This window comes from Paenibacillus sp. J22R232 (assembly GCF_056269165.1).
This window is the reverse complement of sequence record NZ_JBWDNK010000001.1, coordinates 1,240,984-1,254,583: the sequence shown is the minus strand read 5'-3', so window position 1 is coordinate 1,254,583 and position 13,600 is coordinate 1,240,984. Positions and strand designations below refer to the sequence as shown.

The 13,600-nt window shown below is 46.8% G+C and carries 13 protein-coding genes; 11 read left to right on the top strand and 2 right to left on the bottom strand.

Annotation, left to right across the window (positions count from 1 at the left end; genetic code table 11):
- The first annotated feature begins 8 nt into the window (after positions 1-8).
- The 9 genes from sdaAB to AC0YN3_RS05765 all read left to right on the top strand — a co-directional run bounded on the left by sdaAB (position 9) and on the right by AC0YN3_RS05765 (position 9,012).
- Positions 9-689 (top strand): L-serine ammonia-lyase, iron-sulfur-dependent subunit beta, encoded by a 681-nt coding sequence (sdaAB, locus tag AC0YN3_RS05805; RefSeq protein WP_475774116.1) that lies wholly within the window; start codon positions 9-11, stop codon positions 687-689.
- Complete coding sequence (gene sdaAA, locus AC0YN3_RS05800; RefSeq protein WP_475774115.1) at positions 686-1,600, top strand: L-serine ammonia-lyase, iron-sulfur-dependent, subunit alpha; 915 nt, start codon at positions 686-688, stop codon at positions 1,598-1,600. Before sdaAB ends, sdaAA begins: the two co-directional genes overlap by 4 nt.
- Complete coding sequence (locus AC0YN3_RS05795; RefSeq protein ID WP_475774114.1) at positions 1,600-2,811, top strand: M20 metallopeptidase family protein; 1,212 nt, start codon at positions 1,600-1,602, stop codon at positions 2,809-2,811. The genes sdaAA and AC0YN3_RS05795 overlap by 1 nt, the downstream gene beginning before the upstream one ends.
- Positions 2,812-2,881: 70 nt before the next feature.
- Positions 2,882-3,454, top strand: coding sequence for a TetR/AcrR family transcriptional regulator (locus tag AC0YN3_RS05790; protein ID WP_475774113.1), 573 nt, complete (start codon positions 2,882-2,884; stop codon positions 3,452-3,454).
- A gap of 130 nt (positions 3,455-3,584) precedes the next feature.
- Positions 3,585-4,262 (top strand): NAD-dependent epimerase/dehydratase family protein, encoded by a 678-nt coding sequence (locus AC0YN3_RS05785; protein WP_475774112.1) that lies wholly within the window; start codon positions 3,585-3,587, stop codon positions 4,260-4,262.
- Positions 4,263-4,383: 121 nt separating this feature from the next.
- On the top strand, positions 4,384-4,875 hold the full coding sequence (locus AC0YN3_RS05780; RefSeq protein ID WP_475774111.1) for a CcdC protein domain-containing protein: 492 nt from the start codon (positions 4,384-4,386) through the stop codon (positions 4,873-4,875).
- A 311-nt stretch (positions 4,876-5,186) separates the two neighbouring features.
- Positions 5,187-6,704: a spore germination protein gene (locus tag AC0YN3_RS05775; protein WP_475774110.1), complete on the top strand. Its 1,518-nt coding sequence runs from the start codon at positions 5,187-5,189 to the stop codon at positions 6,702-6,704.
- Between the two features lie 24 nt (positions 6,705-6,728).
- Positions 6,729-7,895 carry a Ger(x)C family spore germination protein gene (locus tag AC0YN3_RS05770; RefSeq protein ID WP_475774109.1) on the top strand — a complete coding sequence of 389 codons (1,167 nt, stop codon included), beginning with the start codon at positions 6,729-6,731 and terminating at the stop codon, positions 7,893-7,895.
- A gap of 7 nt (positions 7,896-7,902) precedes the next feature.
- Positions 7,903-9,012, top strand: a complete 1,110-nt coding sequence (locus AC0YN3_RS05765; RefSeq protein WP_475774108.1) for a GerAB/ArcD/ProY family transporter — start codon at positions 7,903-7,905, stop codon at positions 9,010-9,012.
- Positions 9,013-9,024: 12 nt separating this feature from the next.
- On the opposite strand, the gene AC0YN3_RS05760 is transcribed toward AC0YN3_RS05765, so the two are convergent.
- Positions 9,025-9,768, bottom strand: a complete 744-nt coding sequence (locus AC0YN3_RS05760) for a helix-turn-helix transcriptional regulator (protein ID WP_475774107.1) — start codon at positions 9,766-9,768, stop codon at positions 9,025-9,027.
- A gap of 273 nt (positions 9,769-10,041) precedes the next feature.
- Here AC0YN3_RS05760 and AC0YN3_RS05755 point away from each other — a divergent pair, with 273 nt between their 5' ends.
- Positions 10,042-11,508: a HEAT repeat domain-containing protein gene (locus tag AC0YN3_RS05755; protein ID WP_475774106.1), complete on the top strand. Its 1,467-nt coding sequence runs from the start codon at positions 10,042-10,044 to the stop codon at positions 11,506-11,508.
- Between the two features lie 110 nt (positions 11,509-11,618).
- Here AC0YN3_RS05755 and AC0YN3_RS05750 read toward each other — a convergent pair whose 3' ends face one another.
- The gene (locus AC0YN3_RS05750) at positions 11,619-12,512 is read right to left on the bottom strand and encodes an AraC family transcriptional regulator (RefSeq protein WP_475774105.1); all 894 of its coding nucleotides are present in this window, start codon (positions 12,510-12,512) and stop codon (positions 11,619-11,621) included.
- Between the two features lie 110 nt (positions 12,513-12,622).
- On the opposite strand from AC0YN3_RS05750, the gene AC0YN3_RS05745 reads away from it, so the two are divergent.
- Positions 12,623-13,414: a sugar phosphate isomerase/epimerase family protein gene (locus tag AC0YN3_RS05745; protein ID WP_475774104.1), complete on the top strand. Its 792-nt coding sequence runs from the start codon at positions 12,623-12,625 to the stop codon at positions 13,412-13,414.
- Positions 13,415-13,600 lie beyond the last annotated feature (186 nt).

Genomic DNA, 13,600 nt, shown 5'->3' with positions numbered 1-13,600 from the left:
ACCCCGAAATGCGGTTTAAAGATGTGTTCTCCATTATTGGACCCGGTATGATCGGCCCGTCCAGCTCACACACGGCCGGAGCGGTCCGGCTGGGCAGAGTAGCCCGCGGATTGCTTGAAACACAGGCGCTAGTAGCCGAAATCGTATTTTACGGCTCTCTTGCTGCCACCTATAGCGGGCACGGGACGGATTTGGCCGTGACAGCAGGATTGCTTGGATTCGATACGGATGACGAGCGAATTCCGGAATCGCTGGAGATCGCCGAATTATGGGGAATGACGGTGGACTTTCAGACGAGCAGCGTGCCTGCCGTTCATCCGAACACATTAAAGATCAAGTTATACTCCGGCAATAGACGATGCCAGATGACTGGCTGCTCTATCGGGGGAGGAAATATCGAAGTAATTGAAGTGAACGGATTCGATCTTAAGTTTACGGGCAATTATCCGGCGCTTATAGTCGAACATACGGATCAGCCTGGCGTACTCGCGGACTTAACTAGGCTGTTAAGCGAGGCCAGCGTTAACATCGGCTATATGGATGTTGACCGCAAGGCTAGACAAGGCCATGCAGCGACGGTTATTGAGACGGATGGCATGATCCCTGAGGAGCTGCTCGGCAAAGCGAAATTATTGTCGCATGTGAGAAGCATCCATTATATTGATTTGAATGGCGGTGCTTCAGAATGAGGTTCAGCACCTTGAAGGAGCTCGCAGTCGTTTGCGAGAAAGAGGGCAAATCGATTTGCGATATTATGCTGGAAGACCAAGCTGCGGAGTCAGGGCGCTCCAAAGAGCAGGAATGGGAGAAAATGAAAGCTTATTACGGCATTATGAAAGACGCGGCTGCGAAAGGCATTGTTTCCGAGAAAACATCGCGAAGCGGTTTAACCGGCGGCGATGCGAAGCGGGTGCATGAATATACGAGGAAGCCGGATGCGTCGTTAGAGCCCTTCACCGGCCTTGCCATGGCCTATGCCCTCGCCGTATCCGAGGTAAATGCCTCTATGGGCCGTATAGTTGCGACTCCTACCGCAGGATCCTGCGGCGTTATTCCCGGCGTGTTCGTAAGCAGCCAGGAGAGATTCGGCTGGGATGACGACCATATGGTCAAAGGGCTGTTCAGCGCTGGCGCTATTGGCTATATCATTGCCAACAATTCGTTTATCTCCGGAGCCGAGGGGGGCTGCCAAGCCGAGATTGGATCAGCAATCGGAATGGCTGCAGGCGCCTTAGTCGAGCTGAAAGGGGGAACACCTGCTCAAGCGGTGCATGCCGTTGGGCTGGCGCTAAAAAATACGCTTGGCCTTATATGTGACCCGGTAGGCGGTTTGGTGGAAATTCCATGTATTGTCCGAAACGGGTTTGGGGCTGTCAATGCCCTTGCTGCGGCCGATATGGCGCTTGCAGGCGTACGCAGCGCCATCCCCACGGACGAGGTGATCCAAGTCATGCTGGAAGTGGGCAGCGCGATGCCGGATACACTCCGAGAGACGGCAAAGGGAGGTCTAGCGCAGACGCCGACCGGCAAGGAGATTATTCGTCAGCTGGCCAAGGACAGAAAGAAGCCGGCTGTCAGCAAGAAGGAGGATACGCAATAATGGCTTTCGCATTAATTGATCTTTCTGCTTCTGCCAAAGCGCTGGAAGGGGAGCTGGTTGCACTGAGGAGGCAGCTTCATCGGCATCCTGAGCTTAGCCTTCAAGAAGTAGAAACTTCATCCACGATTTCTCGCTTATTGGGTGACATGAATATGAATGTACAAGTCGGAATTGGCGGGCACGGTGTCGTCGCGGACCTTGAAGGAAGCCGCCCAGGACCTACCATTGCCCTGCGGGCAGATATGGATGCGCTGCCGATTCAAGAGGAGACTGGGCTTGCATTTGCTTCCGTGCGCCCCGGGATCATGCATGCCTGCGGGCATGATGCGCATACTTCGATTCTGTATGGCGCAGCGAAGCTGCTCTCTGCCCGTAAGGAGCAGCTAGCCGGCAATGTCCGTTTTATATTCCAGGCAGCAGAGGAAATCAACGCAGGCGCGCAGGCTATGATTGACGATGGCGTGCTTGCAGGCGTGGACGAAATATACGGCCTGCATAATCTCCCAACGCTAGCAGCTGGTCGAGCAGGTACGCGGAGCGGTTCAATGATGGGCTCAGTGGACCAATTCGAATTGACGATTACGGGAAAAGGCGGGCATGGCGCGATGCCTGATGAATGCGTGGACCCGATCGTTGCGGCTTCCGCTATTATCATGTCGCTCCAAACGGCTGTCAGCAGGGAGATATCCCCTTTTGATCCGGTTGTCGTTACGGTAGGCTCTATTCACGGTGGCTCTTCCTATAATGTTATACCCGAGAGAGTAATACTGACAGGAACGGTTCGAACATTTGCCCCGCAAGTGCAGCAGCAAATAGCCGGCCGCCTTGACAGGCTTGCCAAGCAGACGGCAGAAGCATACCGCTGCGATGCGGAACTGAACTATGTGGAAAAGGTTCCGGTCCTCGTCAACCATATCGAGCAGGTACGCATTGTCGAGCAGTCGATTGACCACGTACTGGGCATTGACAATCGAATCGAAGCGAAGCCGATACTCGCAGGCGAGGATTTCTCGCTCTATTTAAAGCATGTTCCCGGTTGTTTTTTTTGGATAGGCTCTGGGCCGAAGGGCCATGCCGAGCAAACTTACGGACTGCATCATCCCAAGTTCGATATCAATGAGGAATGCTTATCTTTGGGGTCTGCTCTGCTTGCTGGAATCGTACTGAAGCGGCTTGGAATAATTCAGGGAGATTCGGAACAAGATGCCTGACACGAATAAGGACGATCGGCATCATACGGTATTTTTGATTTTAAGCGATCGATCGGTTATGATATAAAATATGAGACATAAAGACGATAATAAAAGCGATGCGATTTTTCATGCGACGATTGAGCTCTTGAATGAAATTGGGTTCTCCGAAATTTCAATGTCCAAAATCGCTAAACGGGCCAACGTATCACAAGCAACGATTTATGTTTATTATGAGAGCAAAGAGGATCTCTTAGGCAAAATTTATGTGAAGGTTAAAGAGAAAATGAGCTTGCAATTGTTTCAACACCTTGATGAGACATTGCCTGCTCGTGACGCACTCGAGATGATTATGAGGAATATGCTGCGGTTTATGTTGGGTAACGAAGCTTATTTTATGTTTTTGGAGCAGTTTGCAGCCTCTCCGTTGCTCGGCAAGCTTTGTTTGGAGGACACTTCCTCGATGTTTATCCCTCTATTCGAGCAAATGGAGAAAGGAAAACGTCTAGGAGAGATTAAGCCGTTTGAAACGACTTTTCTATTGACGTATTGTTATTTTCCGATTGCGCAGCTCGCTAAGGCTCATTACAAAGGACAATATGAAGCGAGCGAGGACAATCTGCAAAGCATGATTCGGATGAGCTGGGATGCCATAAAAGCTTAATGGCATCCTCTTGTTTTTCATGAAATAACCGATCGTTCGATTAATATTTGAATTTTGATTCATGGGGAGTTTATTGATTAGCTTGTTTTCAGTAAGGATGTTTGATTAGCGCGAGGGAGATGAAACGGGTATGGCCATACGAACGGAAGCGAATAAGGGTAAGCTTAAGATCATTTTAACAGGTGCTACAGGTATGGTAGGAGAAGGGGTTTTGCATGAGAGCTTGGCGCATCCGGATGTGGAGCAAGTGTTGGTTATTGGCCGTAAGCCTTGCGGAGTTACCCATGCGAAGCTGAAAGAATTTGTCATTCCCGATCTTTTTGATCTATCAGCCATAAGTGGGGAGCTCGGAGGCTATGATGCTTGCTTCTTCTGTTTAGGCATATCGTCAGCGGGCGTGAGCGAAGCGGCATACAGCCAAATCACGCATGATTTGACGATGCATGTGGCAGGGCTACTGTCAGGTAGAAATGAGAAGATGGTGTTTTGTTATGTGACAGCGGGAGGAACGGACACCGGCAAGAGCATGTGGGCGAGGGTAAAGCGGAAAACGGAGGACGATTTGCTGAAGCTCCCTTTTAAAAAAGCATATATGTTCCGCCCCGGCTACATTCATCCGACCAAAGGATTGAAAAACGCACACCGCTATTATGCTGCGCTGTCTTGGCTGTATCCTGTTATACGCCGGTTGATGCCAAAGCATGTCATTACGTTAAGCGAGCTTGGCAAAGCGATGGTCCATGTCGTTCAAAAGGGAAACGATACTCCTTATTTGGATAGCCGTGATATGGCAAGGCTATCTCGTTAATAATCGTGAACGAATATAAGCTTCGACGCAATCAATATTAACGAAATGACTTTTGTCATCAGTAATAGGTTACTTCCTTCACTACGGATAAAAACATGGATAGGAGATACTTGATTCATAAATGAAGAAGGATGTGTTGTCATTTATGAATCCGGTAGAATCGTTATGTATCTCGCTAGCCATCTTTATTCTCATCGTGCTAGGATTGTCACGCGGTATGCGCAAACCGATCAAAAAATCAGGTATTAGATTGCTGCTGCCAATCGCATATATTTCGACGTCCATGTTCCAATTGCTAGACAAGGCGTTACAAGTTAGCCCCAAGCAGCTATGGGTTTCTATCGTGATCGGCTTGATTATCTCCATTCCTCTGATTGCTACAACGAACTTCGTCAAACGGGAAAACGGGGAAACCTTTATCCAACGCAGCAGGTTGATTTTTGCGTTATTAGCTGGTGTTTTTATTGTCCGCGTCATCATGATTTCCCAGATTCATTCCATTGATCAGAGCACTCTTTCTTTTCTATCAAGCATCGTTATGGTTTGTTACATAACGGTTTGGCGAACGGCCAGCTTCGTGAAGTTTCGCCAAACGGTCAAATCTATCACATGAGTTTTTTGCTACAATTAGGTGTTAAAAGGCAGCTTCCTCTTATTAAGGACGCTGCCTTTTTGCTGTTTATTTTGTTTGTTCCAATTAGCATAATATCAAGATTTGCATGGTTTTCATCCTTGCTTAGTTCTCGATTGTCAACGGCCAACGAGATCCCGTAATTTAATGAAATAATGTCGGCAATACTCCTATGTCGCCTTGATTTTGAGGGTTGGCGTATATTTATGCGTCATCTATCTCAATATAACGTTATCCAATTTGATCCATGTAAAGGAAGGAATGCATATTGAAGCAAAGGCGGTGCATCGACAGTGAACGTACCAGAGCTGGAGTATTTGGACAATCCCATGCTGGAAAAGCACGAGCAGGCGTTGTTGAGCCTTTCGATTAAGCAAAATGCAGACGTGCTTGGACAGTACTTTCTGGATTGCGCTGATCTTGTCATGCATGATTTCATCATAAGCAGAGGCAGGACTGCCACCGTCTTTTATTTTCAAGGCCTAACGGATACGATACAGCTCGAAATGCAGGTCATTCGGCCGCTATCAACGCGGGATGCGGAGTCTGGCGAGCTAGACAGCTTTGAAGGGGTCATAATCAGCAACAAAAAAATAGTCGAGACGTACGGCGATGCCGTAAGATCGATTCTGACGGGCCGTTCGCTGCTGCTCATCGACGGGATACAGGGAGGCCTATCCTTATCCCTAACAAAGTTTGACGCGCGGAGCGTGGAGGAGCCTCAATCCGAGTCGGTCGTACGCGGACCGCGGGAAGGCTTCACGGAAACGTTAACGACGAATACCTCGCTGCTGCGCAGAAGGATTCGCAGTTCCACGATGAAAATCCAATCGTTCGAGTTAGGCAGGTACTCCAAGACGATCATTGACCTCATTTACATAGAAGGAATAGCAAGGGATGAAATCGTACGGCAGATTTCGGAACGGCTGTTAGCCGTAGATATCGACGGCATTCTTGAAAGCGCGATGGTAGAGGAAGCGATCGAGGATTCGACCTTTTCACCGTTTCCGCAAATCCAAGCGACCGAAAGACCGGATGTAGCCGTCGCCGCCTTGCTTGAAGGCCGTATCGTTATACTAACCGAAAATACGCCTATAGCTCTTATCGCGCCTGCTACCCTTGCTTCATTAATGCAGTCTCCAGAGGATTATTATCAGCGATTTTGGATCGGCACGACGATTCGGTGGCTCCGGTATTTGTTTTTTTTCATTGCCTTGCTCGCACCCTCCGTGTATGTAGCCATATTAACGTTTCATCAAGAGATGGTGCCAACAACGCTGCTTCTGCGGGTCGCGCAATCCAGGGAAGAAATACCGTTTCCTGCGCTGCTTGAAGCGCTCATCATGGAAGTGATTTTTGAAGCATTGCGCGAAGCCGGAATTAGGCTGCCGAAGCAAGTAGGTTCCGCCGTAAGCATCGTTGGCGCGCTAGTCATCGGCCAAGCCGCCATTCAGGCGGGTCTCGTATCTGCCCCAATGGTCATGGTCGTTGCCATTACGGGCATTTCGTCCTTTATGATGCCGCAATATCCGGCAAGCATTGCGCTTAGATTGCTTCGCTTTCCAATCATGATTATGTCAGGGATGTTTGGAATATTTGGACTTATGCTATCGCTGCTGCTCATCATCACGCATTTGTGCACCCTGCATTCCTTTGGCATTCCTTACTTGTCCCCATTCTCTCCATTGCGGCCGGCAGAGTGGAAGGATTCGCTGATACGGGCTCCGTTGAAATATTTGAAGCAGCGTCCCGGCACCTATGTTGGCAAAAACAAAAAGCGGCAATCGGTTTATGCGAAAACAAGGGAATGAAAAGCCGGAGGGAGGGTTTCGAGCATGTTTATTCCAATCAGGAAGTTAACTTGTCTTTGCTTGGTTCTCGCGATATTGCCGGGTTGCTGGGATCGGATTGAAGTCAATGATATGGCGCTCATCATGGCGGTGGGCATCGATAAGGCCAAGAATGAGCATGTTGAGCTTACGGTTCAAGTATTCATTCCGAACCCTTCTTCAGGGGGAAGCGATGGGGGAAGCACCGAAGGCCGCGTCTATACGCTATCCCGTACAGGGATGACGCTGCCGGATGCATTGTCGGTGATGCAGAGGGAGCTTCCGAGAACTTTTTTCTGGGGCCATGCAAAAGCATATATTTTTGGCGAAGCATTAGCTAGAGACGGCATGCATGACCAATTTGACTTTTTATTCCGGGATATCGAACCGCGAGAGCAAGCTAACATATACTTATGCCGTCAAACCGCCAAAGCGCTGTTGCTGTCATTAAGCGATCCGAATTCCTATGAAACGTTGATTAAGATGGGGCAGAAACGCTCGCTTGAGGCTTCAACGGTCATTAATGTAGCAGAAATGATTGCATCAGAATCGGATTCCTTTACGTTGCCAATTGCTCATTCTTCTTCATTCATGTCAGCCGGTGAAGAAAAAAACATTCTTATCGTTAAGGGTGATGCGATTGTAAAAAAAAGAAAGGTGATCGGTTATCTAGATACGGAAATGACAGAAGGGCTCCAGTGGTTTCAGAATATGAGAATTGAACGCAATGTTGGCATTGCGTTGGATAATCCACGCGAAAAAGTAACCATAAAGCTCAAAAGAAGCAGCGTTCGGGTCATTCCCTCTATTATAAACGGTGAATGGAGCGTGCTCATGAAATTGAAAATTAACGCGGACGTGGCCGATAATTCAACCAAGCTTAATCTTATCGATAAGCATGACCATTTGAGAAAGATAGAGAAGCCGTTTAACGAGATGCTAAAGAGTCAAATAGAATCGGCTGTCAAGAGGCTGCAAAAGCAATATGATGCGGATGTGCTTGGTTTTGCTAAAGCATTCCACCATAAATATCCAAAAGAATGGAAGCAAAACCGTCAAGGCTGGGACGAAATATTTAAATCGATGGAAGTAAAGATTGAGGTCGATACGATTATCAGAAATCCCGGCATTTCGAACATTAATGTGCGTGTTAACAAAGGGGAAAGGAGTTGAGCTGCTCATGGATACCATGGAATTATCGAATCGGCAGATTTTCTGGATGATCGCAAGCATGCAAATGCTGATGCTCATTCTGCTTACTTCGTCGGCTACCGTTCAAATAGCCAAACAGGATGCCTGGATATCCTCATTATTGGTCGTTGTCATGGGTACCGGTATTGCTTATTTCTGCGCGAAACTAAGCACGCTTTATCCGGATCAAACGTTGATTACATTCAGCCATAATTTATTTGGCAAATGGCTTGGGAGATTCGTAAGTATGCTGTATATTTTGTATTGGATCATCGTATATGCAGCCATATTAAGGCAGTTCACTTCTTTTATAATCGGTACAATTCTGCCGGAAACACCGATTACGAGCATCCTTTTGATCATGTCGCTTGCCGTCATATACCCTACGATTCAAGGTATTACCGTGATTGGGCGTTTAAGCGAAGTGCTTGGTCCGATTATCGTTGCAGGGGTGCTCATCCCGATCGTGTTAGCCATCAACAAAATGGATATAGACCGTCTTTTTCCGGTATTCGGCGATAACAGCGTACTCACGGTGATGTCAGCTTCAATACCTGCAGCTCCTTTTCTTGGCGACTGCATCGTACTCATGATGTTAATCTCTTTCCTGAAACAGAAAAAATCCTTTATTCGGCATTCTGTCTTCAGCGTTATGCTCGCGGGCTTAGGGTTTGTATTATCTATATTCGCAGTTCTTATGATGTTCGGCCCTATGGTAACGGGAAGCTCCCCGTATCCCTTATTGCTGCTCGTACGTTCCATATCCATAGGCGGGGTTGTCGAGAATTTGGATGCGATAATGACGGCGATCTGGATGATGAGTATCTTCATCAAGCTCTCGCTTTATTTATTCGCAGCAAGTTACGGTACCGCCGAATGGTTCGGTACAAAAAAATGGCGTCCATTCGTCTGGTGGATTTCATTAATCGGAGGCCTGATCGCATTAATCCCACGGAACTATGTCGAGGTGTCCATCGTATTTCCGGCGAAGGTTGCCGTTCCGTATATTTTCCCTTTACTCAATGTTTTTTTGCCGCTGCTTATGCTTATTATTGCACTGGCAAAACGGAAACGTACGGATCAGCTGCCTCACGTGTGACAGAAAATACGGCTATGTTCTCCAAACGAACTGCTCAGACAAGCGGTATTCGCGCGGTGATTGGCCGGTTTGTTTTCGAAAGAGCCTTGAGAAATAGTGAACAGAGCTGAAATGGTACTTTTCGGAAATGTCCGTAATGCTCAAGTTCGTATGCAGAAGATCTTCCATCGCTCGCCCTATCCGAAAACGATTCATATACTGTACCGGAGAATAGCCCGTCGTTTGTTTGAATATTTCAAAAAAATGCCCTCGGCTGATATGAAGGTTTTCATAATAATAGGCAGGAGGATGTTCGGCGCCGCTTAGTATATTTTGTTCCATTTGCGCAAGTAGCCGTCCAATTCGAGGGTCTGGGATATGATCCTCTTTCAGTACGTTTTGAAGGAAATATTCGGTAAAGTCTTGGAAATTCCGCTGCGTCGTCAAACTCCTCAGGAATGTTTTTTCGCTTGTATATTCCCCTGTTTTATAGAAGCTTTGAAAATGATCAATCCATGGGCGCATGGAATCGACCCTATGAATCTCTGATATCGCAAAGGGGAAAGAAGGGCCAACCAATTCAGCCACCAGCTGCTCTGCTTGATAACAGATCGGTGCTGCCCAATCGGAAATCGCGCTTCTCTCCACATAGGACCAGTCAAAATAACAGCAAATATGAACCATCGGTCGCTCTTGGTCGGCTAACCATTCGTGATGCTGTCCAGCTGGGATATAAACAAGGATGCCTGGCTCCATCGTGTATGATTTGCCCAGCATTTTTAATGTCCCCGCGCCTTCGCTAATTAAATAGATGGAACTGGTATAGCAGATTCTAGGAAAACTAGTTTGCCCACGGGCAAAAGGATATCTAGTGGCGTAATAAACATAAGGATGAAAGCTTGAAAAAGGCATGCGTATGGTCTCCTTAACGCTTATTGAAGGAAATAACCTACGATCGTGCAAAAAGAAGACACCTATCTAAATACTTAAAATGGCTGCTCCTTTACAGTTAATCCCTGTAGTTATAAGATAATATAAGGAGCGATCGATATGCAACAGAATCTTAAAATGCTGACTGATGAACAAATCGTTCAATTTATTACCGAAGGTTATTTGGTGCTGCAGAATGAGCTTCCGAATGAAAGGCATCAGAAAGTAATGAGCCAAATCCACAGCGTACTGTTGGAGGAAGGAAATCCCGGGAACAACATATTGCCAAGAGTGCCCGATATTCAAGCTTTTTTTGAAACACCGGTTGTTAAGGGAGCATTGACGGGCATACTCGGACCAAATTACTATATGCATCCGCATCGGCACTGTCATTACAACCAGCCTGCGAACCAGAATCCGGGAGGCGGACTATGGCATAAGGACGGATATTGGAGCGCAATGAGGAGCCACAGGCCTTGGTGGGCCATGATCTTTTATTATACGCAGGACATTACGGAGGAACTCGGTCCAACGGCGGTTATGCCAGGATCACAATACAATGAACATTTCCCCGGAGATGACAAGCCTTTCCTATTGCCGACAGGTCCAGCAGGAACCATGGTGCTCGTCCATTTTGACCTATGGCATAAGGCGTCGCTCAATACTTCCAATCAGGACCGCTATATGTTGAAATTTCAATTCGCTAGACTGGAAGCACCAACATCACCCAATTGGGAACATGAGAACAAGGCTTTTCAAGTTTCCGCAGGTCAAACAGACGAAACCTTGCTTCCCATTTGGTTGGATGTTTGGAATTGGCTGAAAGGCGGTTCCGCCGAGGCAGGAGAACGAACCGATACGACTTTGGTTGATGAAAAAGAACCTCTCCGATTAAAGGAGCTGGCAGTGGGGGATGAGGAAAATTTAGCGCTGAACGCTGTCTATACGCTGGGGAGATCGGGCGCAGCGGGGGTAAGAGAATTACTTAATATCATGCGTTCGGGGTCAGCCGAAGCGTCTGTTAGAGCCGCATATGGCTGTATTGCCGCTGGGGAAGCTGCTGTCGAGGGATTAATCGAGCTTCTTGACCATTCTGACGGCGAAAGACGTGCACTGGCATGTTTTGCGCTTGGCATGGTCGGCAGTCCTAAGGAGCGGGTCGTGTCTGTGCTCATTATTGCGCTATCAGATGAACATGCACAGGTAGAGCGGCAAGCAGCGGAAGCACTCGGTTTCATCCAAGCGACATCTTCTGAAGCGGTCTCCTCCACTGCCCATACTCTAGTAAAGGCACTAGAGCAGGAAGAGAAGGAGCAAGCGAACGATAATTGGCCGCATCAAGGTTATATTGCGAACAAGATAGGCTATAGTGCTGCATTAACTCTACTGCGAACTGGGAAATTTGGAGAAGCAAATGAAGTAATAAGCGCACTCACAGCCGCGCTGGACAGCAAAGACCGTTATGTAAGAGCGTATGCTTTTGAAGCGTTAACCTATTTGCGGACGGAGGAAGCCGTAGATGTGCTGCTGCGTTATTATCGCACAGCACGGTGGTGCCCAGATACGAGCAAGGCAAGCATGTTTTAAGCATCGCATTAGAATAAATCAGAGAACGAACCTTTTGAAGCGGCATGAAACGATCCCCATAGATTAGATTAAATGAGCGAGGCTGCCTAAGGCAGCCTCGCTGTATGTATTCAAATGCTTTTGCTTGCAATCGGGATATAAAGATCTACCTCACAATAATCCTCATTCGCTAACCCAACGTCAATATATTCGAAGAAATAAGGCTCGCAATGCGAATAGGACGATTCAATAAGCCATATATGAATATAGTCCCATATTTCTTGTAGCTGATGGAATGTAAGCAGCCGTGGATGGAAGTCGCCTACATATTTAAATGTAGCATATTTTTGCGTGGGTAAAATATTCGTATGAAGCGTGGGATCGACATTGTTGAAACGATGAACTTCGGCGGATGGGAAATAAAGCGTACAATCCGGCTCCTCTGTTAAATAAGTCAGTCCGATATAGAGCTGATCGTTGGTTTTCTCGGGAATTTGAGGATGTATCCGATAAAAGAATTCATTGCCTGCCGTATTAGCCTTATGCTTGACATAATTTTCTGAACTGCTCATAACATGCCTGCTTCCCGTCAAATAGCTGGTTGATTTAATCACGAAAAGCGGTTCGAATAACACGCCACGTGTCATTTTCCTAAGCTTGCTGCTGTCAAATTTCTCTGTTATTGTGATTTGCTCGAAGCGCTTCCGAAGCCGGGATGGGGTTACGCCGAATTGCTGTTTGAAAGACCGGATGTAGGATTGCTCATGCTCAAAGCCAAATTCCAAGCCAATGTCTAATATATTCCAATCGGTATTCAGCAAATAATCGACGCTGCTGCTCAGCTTGCGGGCTCGAATGTACTCCATTAATGGAATGCCGGTTGCATGCCGCACTAGCCGATGCAGATGGAATTTGGATAAGTTTAAAGCAGCAGATATACGGTCAAGCGTAAGCTGCTCTTTCATATTCTTTTCGACATAGTGAACGGTGTCCTCGATAATCCGGTGGAAATGGTTGTCGCCCATTCTAACTCAAACTCCTTATTAGGTAGAGCAAGATTTGTTCATTTTATTATAGGTGATTTTATGATAATAACAATAACAAGGCATTGCGCTATCATTATATAAGATGGAGAGTGAAACGTTTGTCCTATCTATCTGTTCGGAATTGGATATCTTCTAATGAACAGCAGCTTGAGCGGCTAACTTTGCTTGATTTGCCGATGGAAGCATCCATGCGAGGCTATAAAGCCGTTGAAATTTGCCATTTTCATTTCCCGTCCATCCAAACCTCTTATTTGCTGCGACTGAAAAATGCTTTCTTAGAGAGCGGTATTCGTTTTGACACGCTGCTTCTAGACTACGGAGATTTATCAAGTGACGATAGAATAAAGGCGAAAGCAGATTTTCGCTATATTTGCGAATGGATCGAAATTGCTTCAATCGCTGGAGCCAAACAAATTAGAATCATAGCAGGAGAGGCATTATCCACGGATAAAGCCGCGATGCAAAGGGTTGCTAGATGCTTAATGGAGCTTGATGAATATGCCGCAATGCTCGAGACTAAGGTCGTGCTGGAAAACTTCAAAGCGCTCACGTCAAACGGGGACAGCTGTTTGCGGCTTCTAGGCCAGACGAAGTTTCAACTTCCGTTCATAACGGATTTCGGAAACTTTTCCGGAAAAAACAAATATAAGGATTTGTCGCTGACGGTTCCTTTTAGCGTATCCATTCACGCAAAGCCGCAATATGACGAGAATGGCCAGCTGGACGAAAATGATTTCATGCAATGCATGGAGATTGCGCGGTCAGCTGGGTATGATGGCTCATACGTACTGATCCACGAAGGATCAGGTGATGCGTGGAGGGAGCTTGAAAAGGTCAAGCAACTCGTGATGCCGTTTCTAGCGTCGACGACTTTGGAGTGATTTTGAGATGAAACGAACCAGTTTTGATAGAAAACTGGTTTTTTTACGTTCATGCTCCGTTTCAACTGTAAAAATATTGTATTTTATCCTTTTGTCGAAAGAGGCAGGAATTTGCACATGCGACACGAATAATATGTATACTCGTATTTTTGAATTAATTATGATAAAGACCGCAACTTTTCGTTC

Excerpts from the sequence above, each read along its gene's own strand:
- sdaAB (WP_475774116.1), top strand. The coding sequence starts at position 9 with ATGCGGTTTAAAGATGTGTTCTCCATTATTGGACCCGGTATGATCGGC.
- sdaAA (WP_475774115.1), top strand. The coding sequence starts at position 686 with ATGAGGTTCAGCACCTTGAAGGAGCTCGCAGTCGTTTGCGAGAAAGAG.
- AC0YN3_RS05795 (WP_475774114.1), top strand. The coding sequence starts at position 1,600 with ATGGCTTTCGCATTAATTGATCTTTCTGCTTCTGCCAAAGCGCTGGAA.
- AC0YN3_RS05790 (WP_475774113.1), top strand. The coding sequence starts at position 2,882 with ATGAGACATAAAGACGATAATAAAAGCGATGCGATTTTTCATGCGACG.
- AC0YN3_RS05785 (WP_475774112.1), top strand. The coding sequence starts at position 3,585 with ATGGCCATACGAACGGAAGCGAATAAGGGTAAGCTTAAGATCATTTTA.
- AC0YN3_RS05780 (WP_475774111.1), top strand. The coding sequence starts at position 4,384 with ATGAAGAAGGATGTGTTGTCATTTATGAATCCGGTAGAATCGTTATGT.
- AC0YN3_RS05770 (WP_475774109.1), top strand. The coding sequence starts at position 6,729 with ATGTTTATTCCAATCAGGAAGTTAACTTGTCTTTGCTTGGTTCTCGCG.
- AC0YN3_RS05765 (WP_475774108.1), top strand. The coding sequence starts at position 7,903 with ATGGATACCATGGAATTATCGAATCGGCAGATTTTCTGGATGATCGCA.
- AC0YN3_RS05760 (WP_475774107.1), bottom strand. The coding sequence starts at position 9,768 with ATGCTGGGCAAATCATACACGATGGAGCCAGGCATCCTTGTTTATATC.
- AC0YN3_RS05755 (WP_475774106.1), top strand. The coding sequence starts at position 10,042 with ATGCAACAGAATCTTAAAATGCTGACTGATGAACAAATCGTTCAATTT.
- AC0YN3_RS05750 (WP_475774105.1), bottom strand. The coding sequence starts at position 12,512 with ATGGGCGACAACCATTTCCACCGGATTATCGAGGACACCGTTCACTAT.